The following is a 14,704-nucleotide window of genomic DNA, read 5'->3' as shown; positions in this document are numbered from 1 at the left end:
GCTGCATCCGCAGCGGCCCGGGCAGCGTCTCTGGCTGCATCTGCCTCTGCGCGCGGTACGCCAGCAGCTCTTGCGGCATCCCGGGCTGCATCCGCCTCAGCTCTGGCGGCGTCCCGGGCTGCATCTGCAGCGGCTCTTGCCGCATCCCGGGCTGCATCTGCATCAGCCTTGGCTGCGTCTCTGGCTACATCAGCGTCATTTCTGGCAACGCCCCTGTCTTCCGCGGCTTCCCTGGCAGCATCAGCAGCGTCTTCTGCAGCTTCCCTTGCAGCGTCATCGGCATCCTCTGCGGCTTCCCTGGCTGCATCTGCAGCGTTATCCGCGTCGTTGTCATCGTCGTTGTCACGCGCGTCGTTGTCTTTCGCTTTGCCTGGGCCTCTATTCCCGGCCATGGCACCATTGTCATCGTCGTTGTCACGCGCATTGCCCGGGCCTCTGTTCCCGGCCATACCACCATGGTCAGCATCGCCGCGACCGTCACCGCCATGACCTGATGCGCCATGACCGCCACCGCCGTCACCACCATGACCACCGCCTCCGGAGCCTCCACTGCCGGAGCCACCACCGCCTCCGTTGCCGCCACCACCGTGGCCGCCTCCGCCACCGCCGTCACCACCGTGACCACCGCCTCCGGAACCGCCGCCACCACCGTGACCACCACCTCCGGAGCCACCGCCACCACCGTGACCACCGCCTCCGGAGCCTCCGGAGCCGCCGCCACCGCCACCGCCGTGACCGCCACCGCCTCCGCCGCTTCCACCACCACCGCCGCTGCCGCCATCTTTGGCGTACACGCTGGAGAAACTACCGATGTAATCGGGCACCAGAACAGTCGATGCCGACAGAACCCCGCCTATTGCCAGAGCCAACAAACATTTCTTGAGCAACATGATGCACCTCCGCTTGGAGTTGCGTCGTCACCTCCCTATCGAACGCAATGTCCAGTGAATTCCCGGCCGCCCATTGGAGCGGCCAGCCAACCGGCACGGCCATAAATCTGCAGCATTAACGAGCCACTGCGGTACCCGTACGATCCCTCAGAGCCAGCTGGCATCGTAGCGTGGGAAATATTCCCACACCACTTAGATTAGTCCTGTCAGCCCAAGTGTCAACGACCGGATATCAGTTCCGTGGCACGCGTTGAGCAATCCGCCAAAAGCAGACAGAGGACGCGGCAATCGCAAATGACTGGCTATGCTTGGTTTGTTGCCTGGCTCTCCTGGCAACATCGAGGAAGGAGACGTTTGAGATGCAACTCATCACGTTGAAAATCGAAAAGCCGGATGTGACGAACTTCATTCTGGGTCAGACGCACTTCATCAAGTCCGTCGAGGATATCCACGAAGCGCTGGTCAATACGGTGCCCGGCATCCAGTTTGGCGTGGCCTTTTGTGAAGCCTCTGGCCAATGCCTGGTGCGATGGTCTGGCACCGATAGTTCAATGATTGAACTTGCACAGAAAAATGCGAAAGCCATCGCCGCGGGCCATAGTTTCATCATTTTCCTGGGCGACGGTTTCTATCCGCTGAACGTGTTGAACACCATCAAAATGGTTCCAGAGGTATGCCGTATCTTTTGTGCAACAGCCAATCCGACCGAAGTGATTCTCGCCGAGACGCAGCAAGGGCGTGCGATCCTGGGCGTAGTGGATGGCTTTTGTGCCAATGACATCGAAGGCGATGAAGACATTCTGTGGCGCAAGAACTTGTTGCGCCAGATTGGCTACAAACTGTGAGTTGCAGGGTGTGCCCCCCAAGCACGCTCGACCGATGCATGATACGCGGCGCGTGACGCCCTGTTTGGGGCGCAACTGCACGTGCTGGCACGCCCCATGACGTAACAAATTACCTGAATGCCTTGCGCGAGAGCAGTTCACACCGTCCCGAGACGCTGGCCTGATCAGCCTCCGGATGTAACTAATCAAGTCAAAATGTTTACCTGCAGAGCAGATCCTTATACGATGAACTCCGCTTCTACTGCTCTCCGTCGGGCCTGAGCAAGCCTTGGTTATTATGCATGACAAAGCGACTTAACAAATTGTGCTCTATGATCACGCAAGATTTTGCGCGAAAAAACAAGCAAGTACTGTATAGAAGTTCAATCATTCATATAACCAAATAAAATAACATAGAGCACCTGAACGATGAACAACCCTGATTTACTGGCCGAAAGCTCCAAAGCCTTCAGCATAGTTATAGTAAATTACAAAACACCAGAAATTACCAAGATATGCCTGGACTTATTGCACCAGCATTTTGGCAACAACAGCGTCCCGGTATGGGTGGTTGACAACTATTCCGCCGATGAGAGCACTGAGTACCTACGAACTCTTGACTGGATCAATCTGATCGAGCGCTCTATTTCTGAACCAGAAGCGGGCCATATTGCCCATGGCAAGGCACTTGACCTGGTTCTGGAGCGAATTGACACCGATTATTTATTCCTGATGCACACCGATACATTTGTTTTCGACAAGAATGTTTTTCCGATGATGCTGAATAAATGCTTGAAAAACCCGAAGGTCGCGGCCGTCGGTTGTGTCGAGCAAATTAACCGCGGCACCATGAGAACTGCCTGGCGTTTTAGCTCACGACTGTTCAAGCACCACTTCAGACGCCTGAAAATCTCCATGGGATTGCGTTCCAGAGAACCAAAGCCGTACAAAGAAGTCTACTTGAAAAGTTTCTGCACCTTGTGGAACTGCAAACTTGTCAAACAGCACAACATGCACTTTTCGATGGATGATCGCGTGCCAGGCTATACCCTCCAGGACCGCATGACCGAGCTTGGTTATATCGTTGAAATGTTATCGCCGCGTAAAATCTTCAGTTATCTGGACCACATTCAATCCGGCACTGTTGCAGCGGTTGGCGGTTATGGTGAAACTCATAGGCGAACCAAAATGTACAACAACATCCTTAAGCGTCTGAACAAGGACGACAGGACAAATTGAGCGGCGAATAGACGCAACGAGCAGGGCGTTCAACCCTGCGTGAAGTCACCCATACGTTTTTATATCAGGTCATTGGAGCGGTAATGGCACCCATCACTCAAGCACTACCTATCACCCTGTCCCCGGAGCTTGATTTCGACCAGAATGCCGCCAGCGCCTTTGGTGCTTCGTTGACCGGTAGCTATGTTCAGGCTGCGCCATTTCCGCACATAGTGATCGACAACTTCTTGCACGAAGACCTGATTGCGAGCATCTGCTCGCACTTCCCGGTCGAGCCAACCAACAATGAAATGCTCTACGAGCGCGGCTATAAAGGTCAACGGAAACGTCAAATCAGTCCCAACGAATGCGACCCCTATTTGAAGACTGTTTTCAACGCCTTTAACTCGGCCCCCATGTTGCAGTTTCTTGAAAAGCTCACAGGCATCGAAGGTTTGATACCCGACCCCTACTTTACCGGTGGCGGCCTGCATGAAACGAAAAGCGGTGGTTTCCTGGGGGTGCACTCGGACTTCCGGCTCAACAAAAAACTTAATGTTGAGCGCAGACTGAATATCATCATTTATCTGAATGAAGACTGGCAAGAGGAATACGGCGGCAACCTGGAACTTTGGGATGTCGGCATGAAGACCTGCCTTAAAAAAGTCCTGCCCATTTACAATCGCTGTGTCATTTTCAACACAGACAAGGACAGCAATCATGGGCACCCGGAACCTTTAACGACTCCGGAACACATCACCCGCAGGTCTATCGCGCTTTATTACTACACCGCGGGAACCATGGCGATCGATCCGGCACAAAGAAACAAAACCCACTACAAACCAAGGCCCAAGGATCGTTTGAGCCTGAAGTACTACATCAACAAGTTGATCAAGAAGAAAAACTGAACTGCAAAACGCCCGGGAGCGAGGCAAGGGCCAGGAATCAGAATGCGTGGCTAAGCAACAGTCCGGTCTCGCCATCCGGGCTGGCGTCGGAAAAGCCCTTGACGGCATACAACTGAAGCTTCCACTCCTGATTGAGCTTGTGCGTGAGGAAGAGCGTGAGTTCCTTGATCTCGTCGCCCGTGGAAACGACCTTCTGCCGCCAGTCGTAGGACACGCCCGCCGTGGTGCGCGTGAACACGGGCATGGCAAGGCCCAGGCCGGCGAATATCGGGTTGTCGAAGTCTGAGCCCGACGGGTCGCCGAACTTTTTCCAGCCCAGGGTCGCGAACCCGGTCACACGACCGAAGGCTTTGGCGACGTCGACCTGGGCGGAATAGTCGGTTTTTCCGGTGCCCAGGCACTCGTCTTCGTCGGCGGTGGGCAACTTGACCTTGCCGATCAGGTCCACGAACAGCCCGCCAACGCTGCCGTCCAGCACGGCATAGTCGGCACCGGCAACGGTGTCGCCCAAACCGCTTTCCACCTTGCCGCAACCGCCAGGCAGCGGCTCGCCGTCAGGGCCTACCGAAGGATTGGTGATGCGTAGCCAGGGCACGGTGAGCTTGTAGGTCATGGGACCGGTTTCGTATCTGCCCACCAGAGGGACGTACCAGGTTTCGGACATAGTACCGGTGCCATAGTCGCCTCGCGAGTAGTCGGTTCCGATCGAGGTCGTGAAGGTATCGGCCAAGACCGGCGAGGCCAGGCTGGCAAGCCAACCGACGAGCAGGATGTGCCTGGGGTCCATGTTCACCTCGTGTCCGGCGTCATCGAAGTTCACACGCATGTTTTGTTGCGTGACTTACCCCAGCCTAGTTACTTATGACGAAAGTGCATCATGTCTGCACTCTTTAACCCGACCTGCCGGAGTGATCGATTTTTTCAACTGGTTCAACCTTCTCGACTTTTTCCGGCCGATCAACTTTTTCGACCTTCTCGACCTTTTCCGGCCGATCAACCTTCTCTACCTTCTCTACCTTCTCTGGCCGATCAACCTTCTCGACTTTCTCCGGACGTTCTACCTTCTCTACCCTCTCCACTTTTTCGAATTTGCCGGATTGATCGACCTTCTCGACTCGCTCTGACTTGCCAGACTTGTCCACGTCAACGCGTTCTATCTTGTCGCCACCGCCATGGCTGTCACTGCCCCCGTGGCGAGTATCGTCGATGACACTGCCTGCGCTCTCGGAGCGGCCGCTCCTGTCACTGCCGGAGTTCCCCGAATCCCCCGAGCTGCCTGAATTGCCGGAGTTTCCGGAGCCGCTCGAGTCACTCGAGTTGCCCGAGCCACTTGAGTCGTCGGTGCCTTGCTCGCTGGTGCCGAGTCCTCCGTGCCGGTTGCTGGCTGGCGAATCGGAGCGCTCGCGGGGCAATTCGATACGCGTTGCCTGCACCTCCCATGCGCCCGTGAACACGCCGTTTATCCGCACGCGTCGATCCAGCGCCAGCTCCGAAGCCTGCACACCGACAAACACGGTGTCGCCCGCCAGGGTCACATTGAAGCCGCCCACCACCAAATGGCGGTCCTGCCGGCTCTGTACCAGGCCCTCGATCACTGCATTGTGTGCCCGGCCAATGAAAGGCAGGCTCGGGTCGGGACGGCTTTGGCTCACGTCCAGTTCGCGACCGGACCAGTGGCCGCGCACCAGCATTTCCCGCGCCGGGCCAGAGTGGTTGCGCAGTTTGATTCCCTGGAGATAACCGCTGCGATCCACCGGGCCGATGGCACTGGCCTCCTTGAGGCCGGGCGCCCGGTCGATGCGGCTGGCCACCACTTCGCCGCGAGCATCGCGCAGCCCACTGACCCGAACGGGATCGCCCGGGCGCAGGTCGGCAGCGACCTGGGCACCCTTGGCCAGGCGTACCGGTTGCCCCATGACGCGCATCGGCATGGAATCGCGCGGCAGGGCTGTCAAAGGACCTTCGTAGGCGTGCAGGATAGAAATGCGTCCGGCCTCCAGACCGCGCCGGGAGTTGAATGCTTGCACGGCAACCACTTGGCCTATCGCCAGGCGGGTACTGGAGGTGGCAATGCCATTCTCGCTGACAGGAACGTTTTTGTTGAAGTGCACTTCCACGCCATTGACGCAGATCGAGGCGAACCCGGTGATGGTGCCGACAATGCCGGTACCTCCAATCCCACCGTTATCGTTGCTGATACCCGTACCACCCACGCCGCCTGCAACGGCCCCGGTGCCGCCAATGCCGCCAGGGCGCTTTTTCAACGGTGCGCCGGTACCCCCGACTCCACCGTTGTCGGTGTCAATGCCGGTACCGCCCATGCCGCCAGGTGCTGCGCCCGTGCCGCCGGTGCCTCCCGGTGCCTGGATGACCGGCACTTCGCTGGTGCCCGCGTCATTCTGGCTGACACAGGCCGGGGCGGCTTGCAACACAATCGGAAGCACGAGGCCCAGAACGAGGGCGATTGCACGAATCAGGCGCAGTTTGACGGTCATGATTCAGGAGCTTTTGGCGAATTGGGATCGGAAGCCTCAGTGTAGAAGTACAGGCCGACCGTGATGCGCTGGCGCGGTTCGAGGCTGGGCAGGTCCCGGAACTCCAGTTCGGCGGCGAGTCGGTTGAAGCTCAACAGGGCCTGCATTCCCTCGCTGGCCACGGCCTCGCGCAACGCCTCGACGCTCATCGGGGCCAGTGCGTCATAGTGGACACTGCGTTCAAAAAAGGCCGGGCCTTCGCTGCTCAGGTTGTGTACAGCAGCGCAGGCATGATCATGCAGATTATGCCCCAAGTAAGCCGCTTTCTCATCGAAACCCTTTTGTGGCACGAAGGCCTGGGCTTCAAGGTGCACGCACTCTTTTTCGTCGAGGCGCACGATCCCCAGGCGCAGCCACTCGTCCAACACCACCCGCGCCCTGATATCGGTACTGACTTTCGCCACCAGGGCGTCAAAGGAGCGGTCTCCACCGACACTGGCCAATCGAGGCAGTGGCTGTGGCTGGCCGGCGTCGTTGCAAAAGGGCGCACTGGCCCAGGCGTTGACCAGTTGCGCACCGAACGTGATGTTTTCCGGAAGCATGGAAGCAGCCGGGTCGCCTGTACTGCGCAAGCGCCGTACATCCTTGCGATGCACGCCGGTGAGCAGGCTGATGCGGCTGTCGCTCGGTGCCTTCTCGCCCAGGCGGAACTCACGGTCCGCCACTTCGACGAAAACCTCCTTGAGCAGGTCGGCAAACACCAGGTAGGTGACGCCTTTGCGCAGCATCAGGCGCACCAGCGGCCGCATGACATGTCGCAAGGCTTTGAGGAGCGAGGTGGGCAGCGTGGACGATTGCATTCAGCGAATTCCTGGATAGATAACCCCAGTATAGCCATGTGGGAAATAATCCCATGAAACCACGCGCGTATTTTTTGCCACGAATCATGCAAAACCGGCCCCCAGGGTTTTGCATGAGTCACAAAACGCCTCAGATCCGGCTATTGTCGTCGCCGGGCTCGCCGCCGACATGGACGCCGTGGTCATCACCCGGCTCGCCGCCGACGTGGACGCCGTGGTCATCACCCGGCTCGCCGCCAACGTGGACGCCGTGGTCATCGCCCGGCTCGCCGCCAACGTGGACGCCGTGGTCATCGCCCGGCTCGCCGCCGACGTGATTGCCGTGATCATCGCCCGCTTCAGCATGGGTACCACCGCGACCGGAGTTCGCGCCTCCAGAACCGGCATGGCCTGAATTCCCATGGTCGCTGCCGCTGTGACCACTGTTACCACCGTGACCACTGTTGCCGCCATTCCCGCTGTTACCGCCATGACCACCGCTGCCGCCACCGCCGTTTCCACCACCACCACCACCACCACCACCACCACCACCACCACCACCACCACCACCACCACCATCCTTGGCATAGGCACTGGAGTCATGGGAAATGGAATCTGGTACCAGAACGATGGAAGCCGAAAGGACACCGCCAATTGCCAGCGCCAGCAATCCTCTCTTGAAAAGCAGGTAATTGTTCATCGTGCATTCTCCTGGTGATTTACCGCGAGCAGTGTCAACGCCATACGCGTTGCAATCCGGGAGCGGCATGGAAGCAGACCGTCAAACCTGAAGCTTCTTCTGAATTCTCGTGCGTGGGATTTTTTCCCACACACAGAAGTTAGCCCTTTCTGGCTCAGGGTCAATCCGCGCAGGAGAAAGCCGACCGACGGCCAGGGGGACACAGATGGGGATGGAGGGGTTGCCCATGCGGGAGTGGCATGGGCGGTGGTACTTTGCGTTTTAAACCGGAGGTTTACAGGTGCGAAACACAGTTTGTTGATCGCTACCCCGGTACCGAGGTTTTTTGCGCACCGACACTGCCCGCCCTGCCGGCGACTGCCAGTGCCACGCAACAAGCCAGTAACGAGAATGCGGCGAATGCACCCATCACATGCAGGTAAGGCAACACGTGATTCCAGGCTCGAGCCACTCCCAGGAAAGCGGCGAACAGCCAACCGCTCATGGACAGCGCCCCCAACAGGGCGAGCCGCGAGCGGCCTGCACTGCGCAGTGCGACGAAGGGGGCCTTTTGCAGCAACGGGAAGCCGATTCGATGCAATAGTGCACCGTTGAGGCTCAGCAGCGCGACGACCGTCACCTTGGCCCAGAGCTTCTGATTGAGCAGATACGCATCGCCTTCATTGAGATACCCCTGAAGCACCAGCAACAGACCGCTTGCCCAAAGGGCCAACAGCGCGAGGCTGACAATCTTCTGGGTTTCATCGAGGTATTCAAGCCTCGCCTGATCGAGTATTTCCTTGCGCCAACTCCAAAGCTTGTGATCCGCCTGCAACACCCTCCCCAGGGCAATACACGTAGCGAGCAGATGACCGTATACGAGAAGCATTTTGAGCATTGCCTTGACCTTAATTATTGTTTTGGCGCGGCGTTCCCTGCTTCGCTGGATTGAAAACGAATGATACAAATTAGCAATTGCACTTTCAAGACAAATGCTCGCTAACATTCACCCGTACCGATCACCATACGACTTTCGTCGTATACGGACCGCGCGTTTTGTTGTCGATTTCACAGCGCCTGGTTCGACTACCTTTCAGGGAAGGGTCTCAAGGAATCGCAGACCTCCCCGTCTAAACACTCAAGCCAGGATCAATCAGGAGAAGAACATGCGCACACTGACCGTTGCCGCGTTCGTGAGTCTGGACGGCGTCATGCAGGCTCCCGGCGGGCCTGAAGAGGATTGCAGCGGCGGATTCCGCTTCGGTGGCTGGATCGTGCCCTATGCCGACAAAACCACCGGCCAGGCCGTACAGGAGCTGTTCTCGCAGCCATTCGAGTTGCTGCTGGGGCGTCGCACCTATGACATCTTCGCCGCTTATTGGCCGCACACTCAGGCCGATTCACCCCATCACACCATCGCTGACCTGTTCAACGCCGTCCCCAAGCATGTGGCCACCCATCGCGCCGACTCACTGGCCTGGCACAACAGTCATGCGCTGGAGGGCAACCTGGTCGACGCGATCAGCGCGCTCAAGCACCAGGACGGCCCTCATCTACTGACCCAAGGCAGCGGTGACCTGGTGCGGCAACTGCTTGCCGCCGGCCTGGTGGACGAATTGCGGCTGATGATTCATCCCATCCTGCTGGGACGCGGCAAGCGCCTGTTCGACGACAACGCACAAGCGTCAGCCTTCACCCTGATGAATTCGATCAGCTCACCCGGGGGTGTGCTGATCGCCCGTTACCTCCGCAGCGGCGAGGTGCGCACAGGATCATTCGAAGGCGTCAGACAGCGATAGCCAGCCTCTCTGTCGTCCAGGTGAAATTAAGCTTGGGCTAAGGTTGCTTCTTTAAACTTCGGCACTTTCGAGTCGTCGAGTATTTCGAAGATGGGCAGTGTCGATACAAACGCCAGGCCACCGTTCAGCATCGTTCTGGTTAATTACAAAACCCATGATTTGACCAGGATCTGCCTGGACCTTTTGCGTGAACCGGTACGAAAAGCCGGAATCCCGGTCTGGGTGGTCGATAACGGTTCGGCGGACGCCAGCGTCGAATATTTGCGCTCGCTCGACTGGATCAACCTGATCGAGCGCGATGCCCCCACCAAAGAACCGGGGCACATCGCCCATGGCAAAGCGCTGGACATGGCGCTGGCCAGGGTCAACACCGACTACCTGTTCCTGATGCACACCGACACGTTCGTCTTCAATTCAAACGTCTTTGCGATGATGATGGAGCACTGCACCAAGGATCAAAACGTCATCGCCGTCGGTTGCACGGAGCAACTCAACCGCGGACTGCCAAGGACCGCGTGGCGCTTCACTTCACGCCTGATCAAGCACCACTACCGACGCCTGAAGCAATCGCTGGGCCTGCGCTCAAAGGAGCCGAAACCCTACCGGGAAACCCACCTGAAAAGCTTTTGCACGCTATGGAATGGCAGGCTGATGAAGCAACAGGGTCTGTATTTTCAGATCGATGACCGTGTGCCCGGCTATGAGCTGCAAGACCGCGTGATCGGGCTTGGCTATAAAGTCGTGTTTCTCTCGCCTGGCAAAATCTTCAAGTACCTGGACCACGTCCAGTCCGGCACCGTCGCCGCTGCAGGCGGCTATGGCCGGGATCACCGGAGGACCAAAATGTACCAGGACATCCTCAAGCGCTTCAGTGCAACCAACTCCTCAATGTCTTGAATAAACCCGCTTCCACAAAAAAGCCCGCTGACGGTCGCCGGCTCAGCGGGCTTTTCGCATCAGGCTGAGACTGACTTACTGCTGCAGGATAAAAGTCGCCAGGCTTTTCAGGTCGTCCGGGCTCAACTGCGCGAAAGGCGGCATGGGCACGTCGCCCCACTTCCCGCTGCCACCTTGCTGGATGCTGACCATCAACCGGTCCATTGCCTGCGGGTCCTTGGCATATTTGACCGCCACATCGCGGTAGGCCGGGCCTACCACTTTGTGATCGATCCCGTGGCAGGACAGGCAGGCGTTGTTCTGCAGCAAGGCCCTGGCGTCGACTTTTGCCACAGTCACCACCGGGGGCTGGGCCACCGGGGCGTTCGAGGCAGCCTGAACATCGGCATCATTGGCCTTCGCACTGCCGTAGGTCACTGCCAGGTAAGCGCCGATAACACTCACATCCTGGTCGCTGATCGGAGCGCCGTACACGTGCTGCATCTTGCCCGCTTCGGCGGTCCACTGCGCCAGGCTCATGCCCGGCGGCTGGAAGTTGATGTAATCAGCCGAATGGCAGACGGAACACTTCTGCTGCGCCAAAGCGTAGCCAGGCATCGTGCTGGGCTTGAACACAGCCGTTTCAGGCGGCAGCGTGATCGATAGCGGCGCGGCGCCAGCCAGGGTCGCCAGGCAAACCTGAGCCGCGCACAGCAAGGCGGTCATGCATTTTACAAGTTTCATGCGACCCTCCTCAGGCGACGGTCACGTGGGTGGTTTCGACGACGTGGCGGCGGTAGCCAGCGGGGTTCCAGTCGGCTTGCAGCGGTTGAGTCTCGCCGGCACTGTTGCTGGCTCGCACCATCAACGGTGTAGCGCCCTTGCCGGTAAAGCTGATCGGCAGTGTCCACTCACGGAAGGAGTAACGGCCAAGGTCCAGCCCGAGCGTGGATTCACGCCAGGTTTTTCCCCCGTCGATCGACACCTCCACCTTGTTGACCCCAACGCCACCGTCGAACGCGATGCCCTTGAGCTGCACGCTTTTGTTCAACGGCAATACATCGCCGTGTTTAACGCTGGTGATGAAACTGCGTACCGGCAACCTGGAAATCGGCAGGGTTTTCGCCGCCGTGGTGCCGGGGGCAATGCACAAGCAATCGTTATCCGGAACCCGGTAACCCTTGGCCATGAAGAAACCGTCGTAGGTGTGGTCGACCACTTCGATCTCACTCAGGTGCTTGACCCAGTACGTGCCGAAATAGCCTGGCACCACCAGGCGAATCGGGTAACCGTTGAGAAAAGGCAGGTCGGTGCCATTCATCGACCACGCGATCATCGGCTCGCCGTCCATGGCATGGCTGATGTCCAGCGCCTTGATGAACTCCGGCGTGCTTGGCAATACCGGCTTATCAAGCCCTCTGAAAGTCACTTGCCGGGCCTCGGCTTTTACCCCCGCCTTTTCCAGCACAGCCTTGAGCGGTACCCCCACCCACCGGGCATTGCCCATTGAGCCATTGCCCAACTGAGCGCCGAACACCCGCGGCATCGAGAAGCCACGGCTGTTGCCCGAACACTGATTGACGGCCACCACCTCTACCGGTTCAGCGAGGGCCTTGAGCTCGGCAAGGGAAAGTGACAACGGCGTGTCGACCGAGCCTTTGATCGTCAATCGATAGCTGTCCGGATCGATGCTGGTCGGGAAATTGGCCAGGTGGTAACGCACGAAAAAGGCGTCATTGGGGGTGATCGGCCCTTCGTTGAAGACGGGGAACGGCGTCTCCAGATGCGGCGGCCGAGTGGTCACCAGGGTCAACGGACGTTTTTGTGGGTATTGCACCAGCGGCCGTGGGCCGGCGGCAAAGGTCACTTCTTCAGCGTTTTCGTCGGTGGCCCTGGCCAGGGTTGCCAACGGCGAGGCCGCCACAGCCAAAGTGAATGCATCGCGTAAAACCCGCCGGCGGGTCGGCTGGCTGTTGTCTACAAAACTGAACTTCATTCTGCGCTCTCTATGATTGTTTTATTGAGATGCAACTGACAGTCCCTTGTCAGGGTGAAGAGGCATCGGCCTGAAGGTGCCAGTGCGGTTTCGCTTTATTGTTCGACAAACCAGTATCGTCACGTGCAAGCGGGCTGCTTCACATTGAGCGTCAGAGACTTGGCAATTGATGACAGGGGTGGCCGAAACGTGCGGCACAGAGAGGCTTTGTTCGAAACGATGTTGTCGCCCACAAAAAAGCCCACTGACAGTCTTCGGTTCAGCGGGCTTTTTTTGATCCGGTCTCTAGTTACAGAGCCATATCACTCGCAGCATTAGCCTTCGGTGCCTTCGCATCCGTGTCGACAGTCACTGGCTTCACAGCCGGCGCGATCACCGCTGGTGGCGGAGTCAGTTCCAGCACCTTGGCGGTGTAGGCCCATTCTTCAGCGACTTTCTCAGGGCTGGCATTCAGTTGAGTGCCGTAGCTCGGCACGATCTGGTGCAGCTTTGCCTGCCAATCAGGGGTCGCTACCTTGTCCTTGAACACTTTCTGCAGCACGGTCAACATGATCGGTGCGGCGGTCGATGCGCCCGGGGAGGCGCCCAGCAGGCCGGCGATGCTGCCGTCCTGGGAAGCGACGATCTCGGTGCCCAGTTTCAGCACGCCACCGGCGGCTTCGTCACGCTTGATAATCTGCACGCGCTGGCCGGCTTGCCACAGGCGCCAGTCTTCAGCCTTGGCGTTCGGGAAGTATTCTTTCAGGGCGTTGAGGCGGTCTTCGTCAGACAGCATCAGCTGGCCTGCCAGGTACTCCACCAGCGGGTATTCCTTGATGCCGACCTTGGTCATTGGCCACACGTTGTGGGTGGTCGTGGTGGTCAGCAGGTCCAGGTACGAACCTTCCTTCAGGAACTTGGTGCTGAACGTCGCGAACGGGCCAAACAGGATCACGCGCTTGCCGTCCAGCACGCGGGTGTCCAGGTGCGGAACCGACATTGGCGGAGCGCCAACGGAGGCTTTGCCGTAGGCCTTGGCCAGGTGTTGCTCGGCAATGGTCGGGTTTTCGGTCACCAGGAACGAGCCGCCTACCGGGAAGCCTGCGTACTCCTTGGCTTCAGGAATGCCGGACTTCTGCAGCAGGTGCAGGGCACCGCCGCCGGCGCCGATGAACACGAACCTGGCGTCGGTTTCGGTCTTGCTGCCATCTTTCAGGTTTTTGTAGCTGACATGCCAGCTGCCGTCTTCGTTCCTGGTGATGTCCTGCACTTCGCTGGACAGCTTCAAGTCGAACTTCGGTGTGGTTTGCAGGTGTGCAACGAACTGGCGGGTGATTTCGCCGAAGTTCACGTCGGTGCCGAGCGGGCTCCAGGTGGCCGCGACTTTCTGGCTCGGGTCACGCCCTTCCATCATCAGCGGCACCCACTGCTTGATCACAGCCGGGTCTTCGGAGTACTGCATGCCGGCGAACAGCGGGCTCGCTTGCAGGGCTTCGTAGCGTTTTTTCAGGAACTTGATGTTGTCATCGCCCCACACGAAGCTCATGTGCGGCGTGGAGTTGATGAACGAACGCGGGTTCTTCAGCACGCCTTGCTGAACCTGCCAGGCCCAGAACTGGCGGGAGATCTGGAACGCTTCGTTGATTTCAACGGCCTTCGGGATCGAAACCTTGCCGTTCTCGTCTTCCGGGGTGTAGTTCAGCTCGGCCAGGGCGGAGTGACCGGTACCGGCGTTGTTCCAGCCGTTGGAGCTTTCCTGGGCGACGCCGTCGAGGCGCTCGATCATTTGCATCGAGGTGCCAGGTTCCAGCTCATTGAGCCACACACCCAGGGTCGCGCTCATGATGCCGCCGCCAATCAGCAGCACATCGACTTTCTTTGCCTCTTGCGCGTGGACGGAAGACATCCCCATGGACAAAGCCAGCCCCAGCAGGGCCGTGTTCACTTTTTTAAACATCTGTAGCACCTATGATAAAACGCCATCCGCCCTTCCATCCTCACGCGCACAGCCCCGTGTTTCGCGGCAGTCACGGGTGCGGCACTCAAGGATTGCAGGGTGGGCACACAAGGCCGATGAACCGCATCGACCCCAGTTTAATGTCCCTTCTGAACTGACTTTTTATCTTTATTGGCTTCAGCTACTTGAGCGACAGTGATTCGGTCGGCACGTCTCAAGGACACGCAAACTGAATAGATCAAACCAAGTTGGCGCGAAGAATATC

At 58.5% G+C, this 14,704-nt stretch carries 14 protein-coding genes; 5 read left to right on the top strand and 9 right to left on the bottom strand.

Annotation, left to right across the window (positions count from 1 at the left end; genetic code table 11):
• Nucleotides 1-184: 184 nt before the first annotated feature.
• Nucleotides 185-781 carry a hypothetical protein gene (locus PMI34_RS28935; protein WP_008046384.1) on the bottom strand — a complete coding sequence of 199 codons (597 nt, stop codon included), beginning with the start codon at nt 779-781 and terminating at the stop codon, nt 185-187.
• 468 nt (nt 782-1,249) lie between these two features.
• On the opposite strand from PMI34_RS28935, the gene PMI34_RS24265 reads away from it, so the two are divergent.
• The 3 genes from PMI34_RS24265 to PMI34_RS24275 all read left to right on the top strand — a co-directional run bounded on the left by PMI34_RS24265 (nt 1,250) and on the right by PMI34_RS24275 (nt 3,840).
• Nucleotides 1,250-1,735 (top strand): adenosine-specific kinase, encoded by a 486-nt coding sequence (locus PMI34_RS24265; protein WP_008046383.1) that lies wholly within the window; start codon nt 1,250-1,252, stop codon nt 1,733-1,735.
• 408 nt (nt 1,736-2,143) lie between these two features.
• Nucleotides 2,144-2,953 (top strand): glycosyltransferase, encoded by an 810-nt coding sequence (locus PMI34_RS24270; protein WP_008046380.1) that lies wholly within the window; start codon nt 2,144-2,146, stop codon nt 2,951-2,953.
• A gap of 83 nt (nt 2,954-3,036) precedes the next feature.
• Entirely contained in the window at nt 3,037-3,840 is an 804-nt protein-coding gene (locus PMI34_RS24275; protein ID WP_008046379.1) for a 2OG-Fe(II) oxygenase, read from the top strand.
• Nucleotides 3,841-3,877: 37 nt separating this feature from the next.
• On the opposite strand, the gene PMI34_RS24280 is transcribed toward PMI34_RS24275, so the two are convergent.
• From PMI34_RS24280 to PMI34_RS24300, 5 genes are all read right to left on the bottom strand, one after another.
• The gene (locus tag PMI34_RS24280; RefSeq protein WP_008046377.1) at nt 3,878-4,627 is read right to left on the bottom strand and encodes a hypothetical protein; all 750 of its coding nucleotides are present in this window, start codon (nt 4,625-4,627) and stop codon (nt 3,878-3,880) included.
• Nucleotides 4,628-4,730: 103 nt separating this feature from the next.
• A complete protein-coding gene (locus PMI34_RS24285) occupies nt 4,731-6,335 on the bottom strand; it encodes a DUF5666 domain-containing protein (protein WP_008046371.1) in 1,605 nt (534 codons plus the stop codon).
• Complete coding sequence (locus tag PMI34_RS24290; RefSeq protein ID WP_008046370.1) at nt 6,332-7,174, bottom strand: DUF6502 family protein; 843 nt, start codon at nt 7,172-7,174, stop codon at nt 6,332-6,334. The genes PMI34_RS24285 and PMI34_RS24290 overlap by 4 nt, the downstream gene beginning before the upstream one ends.
• 130 nt (nt 7,175-7,304) lie before the next feature.
• Nucleotides 7,305-7,853, bottom strand: a complete 549-nt coding sequence (locus PMI34_RS29495) for a hypothetical protein (RefSeq protein WP_443216115.1) — start codon at nt 7,851-7,853, stop codon at nt 7,305-7,307.
• A gap of 304 nt (nt 7,854-8,157) precedes the next feature.
• The gene (locus tag PMI34_RS24300; protein ID WP_008046353.1) at nt 8,158-8,730 is read right to left on the bottom strand and encodes a DUF2214 family protein; all 573 of its coding nucleotides are present in this window, start codon (nt 8,728-8,730) and stop codon (nt 8,158-8,160) included.
• Nucleotides 8,731-8,998: 268 nt separating this feature from the next.
• On the opposite strand from PMI34_RS24300, the gene PMI34_RS24305 reads away from it, so the two are divergent.
• Complete coding sequence (locus PMI34_RS24305) at nt 8,999-9,631, top strand: dihydrofolate reductase family protein (protein ID WP_008046350.1); 633 nt, start codon at nt 8,999-9,001, stop codon at nt 9,629-9,631.
• 90 nt (nt 9,632-9,721) lie between these two features.
• Nucleotides 9,722-10,528 carry a glycosyltransferase family 2 protein gene (locus PMI34_RS24310; protein ID WP_008046348.1) on the top strand — a complete coding sequence of 269 codons (807 nt, stop codon included), beginning with the start codon at nt 9,722-9,724 and terminating at the stop codon, nt 10,526-10,528.
• 75 nt (nt 10,529-10,603) lie between these two features.
• Here PMI34_RS24310 and sorB read toward each other — a convergent pair whose 3' ends face one another.
• The 3 genes from sorB to mqo all read right to left on the bottom strand — a co-directional run bounded on the left by sorB (nt 10,604) and on the right by mqo (nt 14,439).
• A complete protein-coding gene (sorB, locus tag PMI34_RS24315; protein ID WP_008046346.1) occupies nt 10,604-11,251 on the bottom strand; it encodes a SorB family sulfite dehydrogenase c-type cytochrome subunit in 648 nt (215 codons plus the stop codon).
• Between the two features lie 10 nt (nt 11,252-11,261).
• Nucleotides 11,262-12,503 carry a SorA family sulfite dehydrogenase catalytic subunit gene (sorA, locus tag PMI34_RS24320; RefSeq protein WP_008046338.1) on the bottom strand — a complete coding sequence of 414 codons (1,242 nt, stop codon included), beginning with the start codon at nt 12,501-12,503 and terminating at the stop codon, nt 11,262-11,264.
• A 289-nt stretch (nt 12,504-12,792) separates the two neighbouring features.
• Nucleotides 12,793-14,439, bottom strand: coding sequence for a malate dehydrogenase (quinone) (gene mqo / locus PMI34_RS24325; protein WP_008046337.1), 1,647 nt, complete (start codon nt 14,437-14,439; stop codon nt 12,793-12,795).
• Between the last annotated feature and the right edge of the window lie 265 nt (nt 14,440-14,704).

The sequence above is a fragment of the Pseudomonas sp. GM74 genome (assembly GCF_000282455.1).
Lineage (GTDB): Bacteria > Pseudomonadota > Gammaproteobacteria > Pseudomonadales > Pseudomonadaceae > Aquipseudomonas.
Note: the sequence above shows the minus strand (reverse complement) of the source record. Positions and strands in the feature narration are given on the sequence as shown.